The 15676-nt window shown below is 47.8% G+C and carries 12 protein-coding genes; 9 read left to right on the top strand and 3 right to left on the bottom strand.

The features are described from left to right. Window positions 1-319 precede the first annotated feature (319 nt). The 3 genes from OIU26_RS09975 (at window position 320) to OIU26_RS09965 (ending at window position 3250) form a co-directional block, all read left to right on the top strand. A complete protein-coding gene (locus OIU26_RS09975) occupies window positions 320-1012 on the top strand; it encodes a pectate lyase (RefSeq protein WP_126666048.1) in 693 nt (230 codons plus the stop codon). Between the two features lie 187 nt (window positions 1013-1199). Beyond that, window positions 1200-2195: an aminoglycoside phosphotransferase family protein gene (locus OIU26_RS09970; RefSeq protein WP_264216706.1), complete on the top strand. Its 996-nt coding sequence runs from the start codon at window positions 1200-1202 to the stop codon at window positions 2193-2195. Window positions 2196-2251: 56 nt separating this feature from the next. Next, the gene (locus OIU26_RS09965) at window positions 2252-3250 is read left to right on the top strand and encodes a glycosyltransferase (RefSeq protein WP_013369569.1); all 999 of its coding nucleotides are present in this window, start codon (window positions 2252-2254) and stop codon (window positions 3248-3250) included. A 73-nt stretch (window positions 3251-3323) separates the two neighbouring features. On the opposite strand, the gene OIU26_RS09960 is transcribed toward OIU26_RS09965, so the two are convergent. Then, complete coding sequence (locus OIU26_RS09960) at window positions 3324-4532, bottom strand: MFS transporter (protein ID WP_264216705.1); 1209 nt, start codon at window positions 4530-4532, stop codon at window positions 3324-3326. 224 nt (window positions 4533-4756) lie between these two features. Between OIU26_RS09960 and cysK the strand changes: the two genes are divergently transcribed. Further along, the gene (cysK, locus tag OIU26_RS09955) at window positions 4757-5680 is read left to right on the top strand and encodes a cysteine synthase A (RefSeq protein ID WP_264216704.1); all 924 of its coding nucleotides are present in this window, start codon (window positions 4757-4759) and stop codon (window positions 5678-5680) included. Between the two features lie 132 nt (window positions 5681-5812). After that, the gene (locus tag OIU26_RS09950; RefSeq protein WP_264216703.1) at window positions 5813-6790 is read left to right on the top strand and encodes an aldo/keto reductase; all 978 of its coding nucleotides are present in this window, start codon (window positions 5813-5815) and stop codon (window positions 6788-6790) included. An 83-nt stretch (window positions 6791-6873) separates the two neighbouring features. Here the strand turns inward: OIU26_RS09950 and OIU26_RS09945 are convergent, their stop codons facing one another. Beyond that, entirely contained in the window at window positions 6874-7674 is an 801-nt protein-coding gene (locus OIU26_RS09945; RefSeq protein ID WP_264216702.1) for a WYL domain-containing protein, read from the bottom strand. Then, window positions 7649-8974 (bottom strand): WYL domain-containing protein, encoded by a 1326-nt coding sequence (locus tag OIU26_RS09940; RefSeq protein ID WP_264216701.1) that lies wholly within the window; start codon window positions 8972-8974, stop codon window positions 7649-7651. The genes OIU26_RS09945 and OIU26_RS09940 overlap by 26 nt, the downstream gene beginning before the upstream one ends. A 198-nt stretch (window positions 8975-9172) precedes the next feature. Here OIU26_RS09940 and OIU26_RS09935 point away from each other — a divergent pair, with 198 nt between their 5' ends. The 4 genes from OIU26_RS09935 to OIU26_RS09920 are packed head-to-tail and all read left to right on the top strand — an operon-like array spanning window position 9173 to window position 15658. Further along, window positions 9173-10741, top strand: coding sequence for a limonene hydroxylase (locus tag OIU26_RS09935; RefSeq protein WP_264216700.1), 1569 nt, complete (start codon window positions 9173-9175; stop codon window positions 10739-10741). Between the two features lie 19 nt (window positions 10742-10760). Continuing rightward, on the top strand, window positions 10761-11579 hold the full coding sequence (locus OIU26_RS09930; RefSeq protein WP_264216699.1) for a nucleotidyltransferase domain-containing protein: 819 nt from the start codon (window positions 10761-10763) through the stop codon (window positions 11577-11579). A 21-nt stretch (window positions 11580-11600) separates the two neighbouring features. Beyond that, window positions 11601-13052, top strand: a complete 1452-nt coding sequence (locus OIU26_RS09925) for a 3' terminal RNA ribose 2'-O-methyltransferase Hen1 (protein WP_264216698.1) — start codon at window positions 11601-11603, stop codon at window positions 13050-13052. Next, the gene (locus tag OIU26_RS09920; protein ID WP_264216697.1) at window positions 13049-15658 is read left to right on the top strand and encodes a polynucleotide kinase-phosphatase; all 2610 of its coding nucleotides are present in this window, start codon (window positions 13049-13051) and stop codon (window positions 15656-15658) included. The genes OIU26_RS09925 and OIU26_RS09920 overlap by 4 nt, the downstream gene beginning before the upstream one ends. The last annotated feature ends 18 nt before the right edge of the window (window positions 15659-15676 follow it).

The raw sequence follows: 15676 nt of genomic DNA, 5'->3' as shown, positions 1-15676 counted from the left end.
TACTTAATTGAAAAAAAGGACATATTTTGCCGAAAAACGTATTGAAATTATTGGAAGTAGGAATATAATAGAGTTATGCAAATTGTAAATGTAATCGCTCTATTTACAATTTGTGATTGATTTAATTTATAAAAAAAGAAGCTACTTTGAACCAAAAACCAAGTATACATATGCAAATATTTAAATATCACTTTACGGACATGTATCGGTCAATGGGTTCATTGTACGAAGGTGGTGATACGGTCTACGCGCTTGCGCTCTAGTCAACGAAGAATTGGAGATAAGAATAAAAAACGATCTAGGAGAGGGATGAATTGAAATGAAAACAAACACAGCTAAAGTATTGAAAAAGGGAATGAGTATCGCTTTATCCGGTATGTTAATCGCGTTATTTGTCGGCAATTACTCTGCCCATGCAGCTCCAGAGGTCGTTCACAAGACCATACTTGTTAAAGCTGGAGAAGTATACGATGGTAAAGGCAAGACCGTAGTGGCTGACCCCGATACCTTGGGAGATGGAAGCCAGAAAGAGGCTCAAAAGCCTATCTTTAAGCTAGAAAATAATGCAACGCTGAAAAATGTGATCATCGCTGCGCCTGCTGCGGATGGTGTGCATGTATATGGCAATGGCACCATTTCCAACGTAACGTGGGAGGATGTCGGTGAAGATGCATTGACGCTTAAAGAACCAGGCACGGTGAACATTACAGGTGGTGGAGCGTTTCATGCATATGATAAAGTATTCCAAATCAATGCCGAAGGCACGATTAACATTAAAAACTTTAGAGCCGATGATATCGGTAAGCTGGTTCGCCAACTTGGGGGCTCTACGTTTAGGGTGAATATGACTTTGGATAACTCGGATATTTCCAACGTCAAGGATTCGATCCTCAGATCGGACGGTCCTAACAGCAAAGCTAAAATTACGAATACTCGTTATCATAATGTAAAACAATTGTTCAAAGGTTTTAAATCTAGCAATACGAGCGAGTCCGGCAATACTCAATATTAATCGGTATAGAATAGAGTAAGGATAGGAGTATGGATGTGATAAGGGGCTGCCAACAGGTCGCGTGATCTGCTGGGCAAGCCCCTTTTTGGGTGCAGTGAGTTACCCCAAGATGATCTGGGCTTCGTTCGGAACGAGGACTATGATATGATCGTGCTATTACATTTTATATAAAAAGAGTTGGGTGGCTATGAATCTATTTCATCAATATGTGAATGTAGACGGTACTTTGAATGATACGCTGGTGCGCGATCGTGAAATTTTATATACAGGTACGAATGGCCGGCATGTGGAACGTTTTTACGTGTCCTCCTCTGAAAGTTATATATTTAAACCACTAACCAATGACGATCAGAAGGGGCACGAGAGATGGGTGTACGAGCATGTGCTTCCCGCATTACCACCCATCTATCCCCAATTGCTAGCTTGGTCTGATGCAGACGCAGATGACGGAGGAGAATGGATGGTATTTGAGGACCTTGGTCCGTTACATCATGTTCACGCAGACAAAACCCTATTGGAAGCTGTAGGACTTGTTGCAAGGTGGCATGCTTTGCCACTGGATTATTTTGCAGGAATGCCATTGCGGGGACCGAAGCCGCTCATTCAGGAGATGGTTTCTGAACTGCACATACGCAAGCCAGATATATTAGAGCTTTGCAGCTCACTCGGTTTTTCCAAGCAACACATGCAGCGTATTTATGCACAACTGGAGCACCTATCTTTTTCACACCAGCTTGTACTGTCTCATGGTGATCTTCATCCGGGGAACTATGCGCTGAGTGGGGAGCAGTTAAAGGTATTGGATTGGGAGCATGTTCATCTAAACACACCGCTGTGGGATGTATATCACCTGATCGACATGTCCCATCCGTTATTCCCCCGACACATGACGTCTGAATTGCGTATTCGTATGCTAGACACCTATCTGGAACAGCTGGAGCTGTCGGGGATACAGGTAGATCGAACGGCATTTATACAGGAATATGGTATGTTTGCTGTGGTATTTTCGCTTTGGATGCTATTGCTAATCACAAGTGATTTGCAAAGGATTGAAACGGAGCTGCATAGAAATAGCAACAAATGGTCAAAAGAGCAATTAGAGTCCCAGTTGGATGAAACGTTAGCTTGTTTAAACCAATGTACAACGATGATGGATTGGGAACAAGCCCAACCATGTAAGTAGTCGGTTTAAGGCCTAGATTCTATATAGTTAGCCAAAGAAGGTAGGGAAATAAATCCATGAAAAAAGTCGGTTTGGTCATGAGAAAAATACAATTTGCTGAAGCGCAGGGTCCTCGTATTTTTGCAGAACGTCTGAAGCAGATCGGATTGGAACTGGGGGTGGATATTGTATTTGTATCACCGGAGCGCCATGTAAGCAGCCATGACTGGCTTCCGGGCTATGAGCACGAAAAGGGTGACCTGGTCAATTATGACGTCGTGCTGGACCAACTCCATGAGCAGCAGATTGAGCACGTTATTTATACGGTATCTGGCTTTACCTATTTGAATATGTTTTTTAAAAACAGCGTGCTCTTTCCACATAGTTTTCCAGACCCGGCACTGACAGGCTATGAGATGATGAAGCCTTTTTATCAGATCGTGGACAAGGCTATCGTACAGACTGCCTTTCTCAAGCAGGAGATGGCCTCGAAGTTTGGTGTAACCGATGTGACAGTCATCCCGATCGGATTTAATGAGCGGTTGGTGGAAAAGCATTTTGATCCCTCACAAGTGGTAGAGAACCGGGTGATGTGGATTGGTAGAGATGAAGAGAATCGGCGTCCGGATCTGGTACTGGAGTATGCACGGCATAATCCTGATAAGGATGTCTATATGGTATTTGGCGGTGAACGCTACAAGGAAAGCATGAAGAAGTACGACATCCCGGACAATGTAAAACTTCAATTTGCATTAACGCAAGACGAGGTGTTTGCACTGATGAATACGGCGAAGGTGTATTGGAGCTGCTCCAAATTCGACACGTTCGCGATGCCGCTGACCGAAGCGCTTGCCATGGGGAAAATCGTCGTCAAGCCGGAGCATCCTTGCTATGGGCACATCAGCTCTACACATTCATTTTCGGGGAATGAGAAGAACTGGTTCGAACTGGTCAATATGGCTGCGGCTTCACCTCGCCGGGTTTCTACAGAAAACCAGGCATACGCCATGGAACAGTTTTCAAGTCAGGTGATGAAGCAGGGATATAGGGATTTTTTCGATGGTTGGTTAAGCTGAACGCCGAGACAGGTTGCGTGGATTTAGACCTTAAAAAAGGGACTTTCGCTCTAATGAACGAAAGTCCCTTTTCTTATGACTGTATCTCTGCTATCGCTTCAGTATGAGCCGTCTTGCGATCCATCATGTAGCTGACCAGCATCAGCAGCAGACCGCCGACAGTAATGAGTGATGCAACCCATGGAATGACGGACAGCCCCATTTGGTTAATCACGACTCCCCCGATAAAAGCACCACCTGCGTTACCCAGATTCAATGCGGAATGGCTAGAGGTAGAGGCTAGCAAAGGAGCCTCATAGGCCAGATTCATGATGCGAACCTGAATACCTGGCATGATGCCGAATGCAGCAATCCCCCAGATGAATACAGTGATAACGGCCAGTACTTGGCTTTGAAGTGTAAACGTCAGAATGGCCAGAATAATGGCCAGTACAGCATAGTTTGCAATCAAGGAGGGAAGCAGCTTCCAATCTGCGAGCTTGCCGCCAACGATGTTCCCAATTGTGACGCCTAGGCCGAACAGGACAAGAATCCAGGTAATGCTGTGTTCGGCAAAGCCGCTAATGTCCGTAAGCAAAGGCGTAATGTACGTAAAGACAGTGAACAGGCTACCACAGCCGACTGCACCTGTGAGCAGCATCAGCAGCACTTTTGGATTAAACAGGCTTTTGACTTCTTGCTTGAGACTGGAAGGTTTGTCCTGCTGAATCACCGGAATGTAACGAATAATACCGAAGAGAGAAATCAAGCCGATCACAACAATGGCTCCAAAGGAAGCGCGCCAGCCGAGCTGCTGCCCGATAAAGGTGCCAAAGGGCACGCCAATAATATTCGCCACGGTCAATCCGGTCAGCACCATAGAGATGGCTCCTGCCCGCTTATCAGCACGAACCAGCCGGGCAGCGATCAGGGAACCTGCTCCCAAGAAGGTTCCGTGCGATAACGCAGTAGCCATACGGGCCGCAATCAGCAGTTCGTAGTTAGGAGCAATGACGGAAAAAAGATTGCCTAAAATGAATATAGACATCAGCAGACACAACAGCTTTTTTTGCGGAACCTTATGGGTTAATACAGTAAGCACAGGTGCGCCAATGGCCACACCAAGCGCGTAACTGGTGATTAATTGTCCGGCTTGCGGAATCGTAACATGAAGATCATGGGCTACATTGGGCAGAAGTCCCATAATGACGAATTCGGTCATGCCGATGGCGAAGGCACCAAGGGTTAACCATAGCAAGGAGGGGGGGAAGCGGTTAGCTGTCATATTTTCTTGAGTACTCATAAGTTTCTTGTATCCTCCTGAAAAAATAGTAATGCGAGTATATCATTCCAGGCGACATCTGGCGACCCATTTTGCAAGAATTTTACATACTAAGTTGATAAGGTTTGTGTAATTTACAAAAGCGACAGGTTGGAAGGAGCCAATTATGTTATTTTGGTAGTATGATAGTATGATATGAAGATAGGAAATGACGTTGTAAGGAATGATCCGGGGAGGATATAACAATGACACTTAAAGTGGTACATAGTATTACGGACTTAATCGGAGATACGCCTTGTGTGCGGCTGCAACGGCTCACAGGACCGCAGGATGCGGAAGTGTATGTGAAGCTGGAGTATTTTAATCCAAGCGGCAGTGTTAAAGATCGGGCGGCGGGCAATCTGATTGCCGAGGCGGAAAAGGCGGGACATCTCAAGCCGGGAGGCACCATTATTGAGCCAACCAGTGGCAACACGGGGATTGGTCTTGCGATGAATGCGGCAGCTCGAGGTTACCGTGCGATTTTGGTCATGCCTTCGAATATGACGAAGGAACGGATCAATATTTTAAAAGCCTATGGGGCTGAGGTCGTACTGACACCAGCGGAAGAACGGATGCCAGGAGCGATTCGTAAAGCTCTCGAACTGGGGGCAGAAATTGAAGGGAGTTTTATCCCGCATCAGTTTGAAAATGAAGCAAATCCTGATATCCATCGTACAACCACGGCACTTGAAATTTTGGAGCAGACGGAGGGGCGGTTGGATGTGTTCGTCGCTTCTTCGGGAACGGGTGGTACCATTACGGGTACAGGTGAAGTGCTGCGCCAGCATTTGCCGGATCTGCGGATTGTTGTGGTCGAGCCCAAAGGTTCGCCCGTACTGTCTGGGGGAAAACCCGGTCCGCATAAGCTGGTGGGAACGAGTCCGGGCTTTGTTCCTACCGTGCTGAATACGGAAGTGTATGACGAAATCGTACAGGTTTCCGATGAGGATGCGATTGCGATGACACGGGCGATTGCTGCACAGGAGGGAATTCTTGTCGGGCCCTCCAGCGGAGCTACAATATGGACGGCCATTCAGGAAGCTCGGCGTTTGGGAGCAGGCAAACGGGTACTCTGTATTGCCCCGGATACCGGAGAGCGTTATCTGAGCATGGGGATATTCGGATAAAAAGATGCGAATCGGGGTCAAAGGGATACACGACCGTAAGTAAGTGGTAAAATAGGTGTGTGATGGCGGTTTCACGAACTATTCGAATGTAGATGAAGCAAGGAATACTTTGAGGGTTCAAGGAGGAGCAGCATGAAAATTATGCCTTTACAGAAACGTGGAATCTCCGATAGTCGGCTGGTGCTTGGCTGCATGCCTTTTGGTGGAGAATGGAGCCATGCACCGTATACACAGGAGCATGTCGTTGAAGCGGAGAGAGCTGTAGAAGCTGCACAATCCATCGGGATTACGATGTTTGATCATGCGGATATCTATCGTATGGGAAAAGCGGAAGAAATTTTCGGTCGGATTTTAAAGGGACAGCCCGGCTTGCGTGAACAAATCGTCATTCAGTCCAAATGCGGCATTTTTTTGCCGGATGGCACGCTCCCAGGCCGTTTTGATTTCTCATATGATCATATTATGGAGTCCGTAGATGGTATCTTGAAGCGTCTGGGTACTGAGTATTTAGACATTCTGCTGCTGCACCGTCCCGATCCGCTGGTAGAGCCGGAAGAAGTAGCGAAGGCGTTCAGTGAGCTTAGGACATCCGGCAAAGTACGGCATTTTGGCGTTTCCAATATGAATGTAAGCCAAATTTGTTTTCTGGAGCGTAGCCTAACGGAGCCGCTGATTGTTAATCAGCTGGAGATGAGCCTGGCACATCTGCATTTTATAGATCAGACCGTACACGTGAACCAGCAGGCAGGGACGAATGTACATTTTGGCGAAGGATTGCTGGAATATTGCCAAACTAAGGATATTCAGCTCCAGGCTTGGGGACCGCTGGCGCAGGGACGTTTTAGCGGAGGTTCTCTGGAAGGAGAGCCTGAGCACATCCGTAAGACGGCAGAACTGGTGCAGAAGCTAGCTTCTGAAAAGGGGACGACACGTGAAGCGATCGTCCTGGGCTGGCTGATGAAGCATCCGGCACGGATTCAGGCTGTCATTGGCAGCGCCAATCCTGAACGAATCAAAGCGTGTCAGGATGCAGAACGCCAGAGCGAGCTGATGACCCGTGAGGAATGGTATCAATTGTATGTCAGTGCACGCGGACAAGCCTTGCCATAACTCGTTTAACAGGCCCTCCTTTCGTCTCATTAGCAGACGGAGGGAGGGCCTTTACTTGGATTCATCCTATATTTCTTCAGCAGCTATTCCTCTTCGTATCGTGCGAGGGCCTTGGCTGTTGTTTCCTTCATTCGCGATATTAATCGAGAGCCTTGAACGACCTTGACACGTTTGCCGAGGAAGCGGATTTTGGATAACACATATTCACATTCGTCTGCCTGGAAAGTGAGCGTAATACGATAGGTATCTGCTTCCTGATCATATTCGACCTCCTTTTCAAAACAGGAAAAAGCATATAAAATACGAGACATTTCACCGTTATATACAGGAATAATTTCGATGATGCCCTGTTCTTTGCGTGACTCCAGTATACCGAGTATTCGTTGGGTAAACGTCTCGGCTTCTTCAGGTCGGATCTCATCCTCCGTAACGGTTACGATGTTGGACAGTTTGGTGGACATAAATGCGCGGTGGCGGCGATTATACCACAGCAGACTCCATTCTTTTTTGACCATGGAAAACTCCAGCTTATATGGGAATCCGAACATTCGCTCATGCAGGCGTCCATTGCGCAGTTTGTAGGTCATACAGATGCCTGAACGGGATCGCAGAATGGAACGCAATTCACGCAGGAGTGGATGATAAACTGAAGCAGCAGGAACCCCTGCTTTTTCGCGCAGGCTGCCATCAGCCTCCAGAGGCTCGTCGTCTGCAAGTAATTGCCGAAGCTTATCAAGTGTAGAGGGGGTAAAAGCCTCTGTCGCTGCCGAGTCTGCAAGCATGGACTTAAGCCAGACTCTTTCCTGCGATGTGGTAGCAAAAGCGCCCGATTCATCCAGTCGTGAAACGATCTGATAGTTAAATATTTTCTCGAATAGGCTCATAATAGGCTTGCAGCTCCTTCCATTCCTGTCTGAATTCCTTACGCAGCCGCTGGGGTTCCAATACCTCACAGCTTGATCCGAAGCTGCGAATCCATGGTTTGATCTCAGTGATTCCATTCACTGTGATTTCATAGATAAAGGATTCACTTTCTTCCTCCGTAATCGCACCCCATTGTCCCTGTGACAGTACACGTTCCCGGATAAAGTTGCGCTTTGCACCCTCAGGATTAAAAAAACGTACCCGTACCTTCACGGGACGACCCGTATCAACAAGCCAGCTGTACCGCATTTTTTCTTCCAGCACGGCTAACAGGTCGGCATAAAGCTGCTCTGGGACAGGCTTGCCCTCCACCAATTGAGTCATGCCCTCCATACGAAACTTCATGATTCCTTTGCCGCCTACATGACCAAGCACATACCAACGTCCGTATTGATGATCATAGATGACTTGCAGGGGTAGAATGGTATGTTCACGGCCTTCGGTCTCTTTTTCAAACCGTGGGTTTGTGTTCTGTGACCCGTACATGCTTCGTTTGGACGCCGAAAAATATAAAAAGCTTACACAGCGACGTTGCCGAATGGCATGCAGAAGCGGATGAATATGGGCTTCGTCCAGAATGCGTGAATAATAATGGTATTTATATAAAAAAGGCTCTGCCATCTCACGATCTCCGAGCTGACGGCGCATAGCTTTTTTAAGATGATCTCGTAGCAGATATCCCTGCACAGAGGGGAGCTGGGTGTTGGCCATAATGTCCACAAAATCATATAAGTCCAGTAATTCCTCATCCGTCAGTTCTGTCACCAGATCATTGCGGACAGCATAGCGATAAGGTCTGCCGCCAGGCTCCTTACGAACCACGCCGACTTCGACCAGATATTTCAGATCAGAACGGATTGTTTTCTCATCTGGCAGTGAACTGTCGGAAGGCAGGCCATTGCAGCAAGCATCCAACAGTTCCATGGTGGTCATAGGCTGTGACTGTAGCGCTGTCAGCAGAAGGGATAAGCGGACGCTTTCCGATTCCTTGAGCGATTTGGCCCGAAATAGAAATAACAGCAATGGATCAGCGGATTCGTAATAATTAAAGCGCAGCATCTCATTAAAATCATGTCCCTGTTCCGCAGGCAACTGCTGTTGTACGGATTGGACGATTTCCTTGAGGCGCCGGATCGTTTTATCAAAGGTATGTACCGAAATGCCAAGTCTGTCTGCAAATTGCTGCCGATTATAAGCGCCGCTTGTCAGTGTGAGCATACGCAGGAATTGAATTTCTTTATCAAAACTCTCTCTCGCCATGATGCATTCCCCGTTTCTGTAGCCGTTCTCCGAAAATAAGTATCCCTTTATTCTAACAGGGTAGGGATGCAGGAAAAAGGTAATTTATTCATCTTTGTAATACTTTCACCATGTTCATGACTTCCAAAATAAAGGATTATAGGGATATAAGGTAGCACGATAAGTAAGAAGCAATACATAACAGAAGGGTGATACAACATGTTTGGACGATTCAAAAATGAAGTGTTATATCCATGGGTAGGTAAGCTTTCGATTTATGAAACGATTAAGCAGGGACTGGACCCTCAGGGCAGGCTTACGGATGATCATTTGCCAGATGATGAAGAATACTGGGCAGGTCACAAGATGCGTTGGGTGGCAGGAGGGCTGGATGGAGCGTTTGGGCATCACGGCGCTGGCGGAGATGGAGAGACTGACAAAATTAAGGATCTGGCGCAGTTGTTGTCCAGACAATGCCGCAAGCCAGGGATGAAGACGAGACGTGAGACGTATGTACGCTTGATGGAGGAAAATGCACTCAGCCTGATTGATCCGCTGCTAGATGCGGTGCGGGAGCATCCAGCAATTCAGCCGGATCGATTGTATGAAGAAGCACGTTGGCTGGCTGAACACGGAGCACATCGTAATGTGGTGAAGTTTGGCATTGCATTGCTTGGATTGCTGGAGACGGATCAGCACCACGAGCTTATTTTAACACTAGCCAAGCATGATGAATTCACGCTATATGCGGCTGTAGCTATCCGTAATATTTCGGAGCAGGCCAACGAGCAGTTGTATAGGTTAGCGTCACAGGTACATGGCTGGGGACGTATTCACGTAGTAGAACGGCTGGAGCCGACACGGCAGGAAATACGTGATTGGTTATTACGGGAAGGATTCCGCAACAATGTCATGTATGAGTATCTTGCTTATGAGTGCGCTCATAAAGGCGAACTGCATACAGCCATCGCTGTACCGCACATTGATCAGGATTTGTTTGACGGGGCGGGTGATATTCTATCAGCTTTGCTGGCAGCAGGCGGACCTGCGGAAAGTATAGATGATTATGAGCATGCCGCTATGGTCATAGGCAACTACCTTCGCCATGCTAAGGCCATGTGTACGACTGTGAAGCATTTTACGATCATCATGGATATTGCGGATTTTCTGGGTGAAGAAGACGATTCATGGGAGGCACGTTATGAGCATGAATGGACGCCGGAATTGCGTAAACGTTACGCGTCGATATGCCAGCAGATGATGGACGATCCACAGTGGGTAAAGCCGGTAGAACAGGAGCTACAGCATGCAAATTCACCGCATCTCCACTATGCCATTCGTGTAGCTCGAATGCTAGCACTAGATGTATGGCCCGTGCTATTTGATCAATTAAGCCAATACCCAGTCAAGCCTAATCTGTACTTTGAACTCATCAGGACAGAGGATGAACAACGGGCTCGTAAGCTGGTGGCTTTTGCAGAAAAGCGCTTGCCTCTGGAAGAGATTGCTTCTGGTCCTGCTGATGTGCCAGGCTTTGGACCGGAGTATGAAGCGCATCAGTGTCTGGGTATTTTGCTTCAGCAATTGTCTTCTTACGAAGGAATGGGGCAAGAGCTAGTTGCTGCCGGACTCTGGAGTCCAGTGACCTCCAATCGTCATGCAGCGCTTCATGTACTCAAGGAATGGCCTTCTGAGATGTGGGGAGAGGAAACGACAGAGCGTCTTCGCCGCTTATCGGTAGCTGAAATGGAGGAGTCGATTAGAGAACAGATTCGGGAATTACTTTAATGATAAGGGAGGGAACAACATGACAGATGTGAAGCATGGGCAGGGTTTCATTCAACCGGAAATGCGCGAAACGATTTTGCGTGAGCTGCGGGCGTTGGAGCAGGAGGAACAGGTGCGCATTGTATACGCCTGTGAATCAGGCAGTCGGGCATGGGGGTTTCCTTCACAGGACAGTGACTATGATGTACGATTTATCTATGTAAGACCCATAGAATGGTATTTATCTATTTTTGATAAGCGGGATGTGATTGAACGGCCAATCAGCGATTTGCTGGATATAAACGGCTGGGATTTGAAAAAGGCGCTCAATTTGTTTCGCAAATCCAATCCGCCTTTGCTGGAATGGCTGCAATCTCCGATTCCCTATCTGGAGCAGTATTCAGTGGCTGATCAGATTCGTGCGATCTCGCCGTTAACCTTCTCTCCGAAGTCCTGTATGTACCATTATCTGAATATGGCGCGGGGAAATTATCGGGATTATTTGCAAGGTGAACAGGTGAAGATTAAAAAGTATTTTTACGTGCTGCGCCCGCTGCTGGCCTGTGGCTGGATTGAACGATACAACAGCATGCCTCCGATGGAATTCGTAGACTTGCTGGAGGAATTCATTCCGGCTGATACCGAACTTTATCAGGTGATCGAACATTTGCTGGAACGTAAAAAAGCGGGCGAGGAGCTGGATGTGGAGCCACAGCTTTCGGTGGTGAATGATTTTATCAAGCAGCAAATTGCTTACTTTGAACAGAAGGCGCCTTTGCTTCAGCATATGGAGGGCGGACGGGATCAACAGTTGGATGATATGTTCCGCGCTGCGGTGAATGAAGTATGGAAAACATAAGTTGGGAGGGAGAAGTAGAGTATGCATATCACGCTAAAAGCAACCGGAAATAATGCCGGGATGATTTCACATTTGCTTGCCAAAAATCCCTATAATACGTATGATCGCACGGAAAAGGGTGCGCGTGTACGCATGGTGTACACCGTGTTTACCGAGGAAGAGGCAGAAATCGTCATTCAGGCTTCGCCAGATTCGATAGATTTGGTCAAAAACAGTCCAGATAGCTATGATATTACACAATATATTAATGACCGGGAGTTTGTAACCAGTAGCTTGTTCTGTACCTATATTCGCGGCGCGCTTGGCACGGCCCTGAACGGCAAACCCAAGGAAGACTATGCAGCATGGGTGAAGCATCCTTTTGCATTGGAGTTATCGTTTGGGCCTGTTGCGTCGGATTTGCCAGATGCTGTGGTGGAGGGGCTATTTGCGCCGCTGGGCTATCAAGTGACCATAGAACGAGGGGAAGCGGATTATTCTTTTCAGCTGAAAAATCGAAGCACCGTCAGATATGTCACGCTAAGTGGTCATCAGACGGTGCAATATGCGCTGCGTCAGTTATTGCTGTTGATTCCAGTGTTGGATAATTATAAGCACTACTATATTAGCGAAGAAGAGTTTGATAAGCTGAGACGTTACGGTGAAGGCTGGTTGTCAGCGCATCCACTACGCGAGCTCATCATTCGACGCACACTTCATTTTACCAATCTGATTGAGCAATTTGAGCAATCTGATTCTACTAAAACAGGTACTGAAAAACATATTGAAAAGGATACTGTCCAAGCTCAAAAGGATAAGCACCAACAGATTCAAAAGCAAGAACAGCCACAGGAGGAAGGGACGCAACAGCCTACTGTACGGCTCAATGAGCTGCGGTATCAAGCCATTATGGATGTGATTCGCAAGCTGCCCCGAAGACAGAAAATCGTGGATTTTGGTTCAGGGGAAGGGAAGCTTTCGGCTCGCTTGGCCCGAATGAAGGACATTGAAGAGATTTGGGCTGTGGAGCCGTCTGCATATGCACAGGTGAGGGCTGTGGAGCGTTTTGCCAAGCTGGAAAGGCATGCCGACGCAATTCGCCCTACACCTATGACGGGCTCTCTCTTTTATTATGATGAACAATTGCGAGGGAAAGATGTGATGATCCTGTGTGAAGTCATTGAGCACGTGGATGAGCATCGTCTGAACCGGGTGATGAATACGATTATGACAGAATATCAGCCAGGTATGCTGATCGTGACGACTCCCAATCGCGAATATAATGAAGTGTATCGTATGGATCAGCAAGAGCTGCGGCATGGCGATCACCGTTTTGAATGGAGCAGAAACGAGTTTCGTGAACGATGCGAGCAATGGATTGAGGAAGCTCCTTATTCATTAGCGCTGGAAGGGATCGGAGAAGAGGTCGAAGGCTTTGGACAACCGACCCAAATGGCTGTATTTACGCGCAGAAAGGAGCCGAAGAATTCATGAGCATTTCATCCGAACGAACGATTAATCTACCGCATGCTGGACTGGTTGTGTTGGTAGGGGCCTCGAATAGTGGCAAAACCACTTTACTGGACAGGCTGGTGAGCGAAGGGATTCTATTGAAAACGGAAGTGGTATCCTCAGATCATTTTCGCCAGCTGGTCGGAGATACGGAATTTATAGACTGGCGCGGACTTCCAAGGCTGGAATCGGACGTGCTGTTTTATGAGTACCAGCAGATGTCAGCCAAGGCGTTTGAAGCGATGGATACCATTCTGGCAATGCGCTGTCGTCTGAATAAGCTGACGGTTGTGGATGCCACCCATCTGTATGCTGAGGACCGCCAGAAATATGTACAGCTGGCAGCCAAAGCGCATGTACCAGTGATGGCCTTGGTGCTGGATGTGCCCGAATCTGTGCTGCTGGAACGTGATGCAGGTAGGGCGCATCCGCGTGGTCGCCAACGGGTCAAGCAGCAGGCACAGCTGTTAAAGCGGAACCTGCGCGGTATCCGGGAAGAAGGTTTTAACGCTTGTTATGTCCTCAAGGATGTAGAAAAGCTTAACTTCGCCCGCCGTGCTCAGCCGCTGTTTCATGATATGGGTGCAGGCATTGATATCATTGGTGACATCCACGGGTGCTACCGGGAGATGCTGGAAGTGCTAGAGCGGCTCGGATATATGGAAGATACGGAAGGACTATACCATCATCCAGAAGGCAGAAGACTGGTGTCTGTCGGAGATGTGATGAGCCGTGGCCCAGAATCGTTATTAGCGGTGCAGTTCTGGAAAAAGCACGTGGATGCTGGACTCGCCTACATGATTGACAGCAATCATGGCTGGAAAATCGGTCGTTACCTTGATGGAAGAAAAGTAACTCTCAATCATGGAGATGAACGATTTGCAGAGGAAATGGTTCAATATGAACAAAAAGCGGGCAAGGCAGCAGCGGAACAGCTTAGAGGCGAGTTGAGGGATTTTCTGCTGCATGCACCCTCTCATCTTATTTTCGGCAGAAACGGGTTGCGGCACGTAGTTGTGACTCATGCGGGGATCAAGGATCATTTTATTGGCAAACAGTCGGCACGTATTTCTGATTACTGTCGTTATGGAGATACGGAAGGTCAGGATGCAGACGGAAAACCAATCCGCAAAGATTGGTTCGTAGACCATGAATCGGGAGAAATAGTAGTATGGGGACATGATCCGAGACCGCAGCCTACCCTTGTCAATCAGACGGTGAATATTGATCAAGGTGTGGTATTTGGTGGTATGCTGACCGCTTATCGTTATCCGGAAAAGGAATTTGTCAGCGTTCCGGCTCATGAGAATTATGCGAATGATCCCGATAGCCCACTTGTCCGGTGGCAGAGAAAACGGTTTTCCCCGCCGAATTTACGTAAGCTCATCGCTGGTTACAGTGTGCTGACGGAATCGTATGGCGAAGTGCGCGTTCAAGGAGAATCGGTCAAAACCGCTATAGATACCGTGTCACATGTGACGGTACCGATGGAGGAACTGGTGTACATTCCGCCCACTATGAGTCCTGCCCCCAAGGTTTCCGAAGAGGAAGGTTATCTGGAGCATCCGCGTGAAGCGCTAGCTTATTATCGCAGTCAAGGCGTACAAACGATGGTAGCGGAGAAAAAGCATATGGGTAGTCGGGCGATTTTGCTATTATTCAAAAACGAACAGGCTGCTGTTGAATATGTAGGCTACCCGACATTGGGCACGATCTACACCCGAAGCGGACGACCCTTCTTTGAGTCAGGCTTTGGGAAGCAGGTGCTGGAGAAACTGAATGCGGATCTAGTGGATGCCGGATATTTTGAACAGAACCAGACGGATTTTGTATTGCTGGATGCAGAGATTGTACCGTGGAATCTCAAGGCTCGGGAACTGATTGCTGCACAGTATGCGCATGTGGGTGAAGCAGCTCTGCTGGATCGCAGTAAGCTGGTAGACAAGCTGAAGCAGGCGAAGGTTGCAGGCCGAGAGGTTGGAGACTGGCTGGAGGAAATGGAACGGAAATATGGCAATGCCGTAACGTTCCAAGAGGCTTTTCAAAAATATTGCTGGGATGTGGACGGTCTGGATGAAATTCGTATTGCACCGTTTCATACACTGGCCCACAGCGGACAGACGTTTTTTGACCAATCTCATATTTGGCATATGGAGCACAACCGGGAGCTGGCAGGACTGTCCTCTCTGTTTATGGAGACAGAGTATCGTGTCATCACGGATGAAACAAGCGAGGAAGAGGTCATTCGCTGGTGGAATGAGATGACAGAGGATGGTCATGAGGGCATTGTGATCAAGCCGGAACGCTTTTTGATGAAAAATCGGGACAAGATGATTCAGCCTGCAATCAAGGTGAGAGGCCGGAAGTACTTGCACATCATTTACGGTATGGATTATCTTGTCCCTGAGAATTTAAAACGTCTGAAGCAGCGTCGAACGAACAAAAAGGAGCGTCATGCCTTGATGGAAGGAGCGCTTGGCATGGAGGGCGTGGAACGTTTTGTCCGCAAGGATACGGTGGAGCGTATTCATGAATGCGTCCTGGCCGCGCTATCTCTGGAATCGGAGCCGATTGATCCGAGATTGTAGTTTGCGAAAGGAGGGATT

The sequence above is a fragment of the Paenibacillus sp. BT-177 genome, assembly GCF_025846815.2.
GTDB classification, from domain to species: domain Bacteria; phylum Bacillota; class Bacilli; order Paenibacillales; family Paenibacillaceae; genus Paenibacillus; species Paenibacillus polymyxa_C.
Note: the sequence above shows the minus strand (reverse complement) of the source record. Positions and strands in the feature narration are given on the sequence as shown.

Excerpts from the sequence above, each read along its gene's own strand:
- OIU26_RS09975 (WP_126666048.1), top strand. The coding sequence starts at position 320 with ATGAAAACAAACACAGCTAAAGTATTGAAAAAGGGAATGAGTATCGCT.
- OIU26_RS09970 (WP_264216706.1), top strand. The coding sequence starts at position 1,200 with ATGAATCTATTTCATCAATATGTGAATGTAGACGGTACTTTGAATGAT.
- OIU26_RS09965 (WP_013369569.1), top strand. The coding sequence starts at position 2,252 with ATGAAAAAAGTCGGTTTGGTCATGAGAAAAATACAATTTGCTGAAGCG.
- OIU26_RS09960 (WP_264216705.1), bottom strand. The coding sequence starts at position 4,532 with ATGAGTACTCAAGAAAATATGACAGCTAACCGCTTCCCCCCCTCCTTG.
- cysK (WP_264216704.1), top strand. The coding sequence starts at position 4,757 with ATGACACTTAAAGTGGTACATAGTATTACGGACTTAATCGGAGATACG.
- OIU26_RS09950 (WP_264216703.1), top strand. The coding sequence starts at position 5,813 with ATGAAAATTATGCCTTTACAGAAACGTGGAATCTCCGATAGTCGGCTG.
- OIU26_RS09945 (WP_264216702.1), bottom strand. The coding sequence starts at position 7,674 with ATGAGCCTATTCGAGAAAATATTTAACTATCAGATCGTTTCACGACTG.
- OIU26_RS09940 (WP_264216701.1), bottom strand. The coding sequence starts at position 8,974 with ATGGCGAGAGAGAGTTTTGATAAAGAAATTCAATTCCTGCGTATGCTC.
- OIU26_RS09935 (WP_264216700.1), top strand. The coding sequence starts at position 9,173 with ATGTTTGGACGATTCAAAAATGAAGTGTTATATCCATGGGTAGGTAAG.
- OIU26_RS09930 (WP_264216699.1), top strand. The coding sequence starts at position 10,761 with ATGACAGATGTGAAGCATGGGCAGGGTTTCATTCAACCGGAAATGCGC.
- OIU26_RS09925 (WP_264216698.1), top strand. The coding sequence starts at position 11,601 with ATGCATATCACGCTAAAAGCAACCGGAAATAATGCCGGGATGATTTCA.
- OIU26_RS09920 (WP_264216697.1), top strand. The coding sequence starts at position 13,049 with ATGAGCATTTCATCCGAACGAACGATTAATCTACCGCATGCTGGACTG.